Consider the following 349-nt stretch of genomic DNA (forward strand, 5'->3'; position numbering starts at 1 on the left):
GTGCGGGCCATGCTGCGCGAGACCTACGCGGCCCTGAAGCAGTACGAGAAGATCGGCCCGATGGCCTCGCCCTTCATCAACGACCCGACGGCCCTCGTGGCCCGGGCCTTCTCTGAGCTCTACCCCGGCGTCGAGTACGTCGCGCAGTACGTCCCCGACCTGCGGGACGAGACCAACGGCACCGCCTCCGGCCTGACCATCTTTCCCGACGACGGCAGCACGCCGATCGTCTGCATCTCGGCCGAGGCGCCCACCAGCGCCGCCCCTGAGCTGCTGGCGCACGAGCTGGCACACGTCGCCACCCCGGAGGACACGGAGCACGGCGAGAGCTGGAGCGCAGCGTCGGAGG

Annotated in this window: 1 protein-coding gene; it reads left to right on the forward strand. The window is 70.8% G+C overall.

Going from position 1 to position 349, the window contains the following annotated elements:
- A partial coding sequence (locus tag P0G09_RS16140) for a hypothetical protein (protein WP_275253168.1) occupies positions 1-349 on the forward strand: 349 nt, incomplete at both ends.

Origin of the sequence: Faecalibacterium sp. DFI.5.82, from assembly GCF_029076575.1 — a bacterium.
GTDB lineage: Bacteria > Bacillota > Clostridia > Oscillospirales > Ruminococcaceae > Faecalibacterium > Faecalibacterium duncaniae.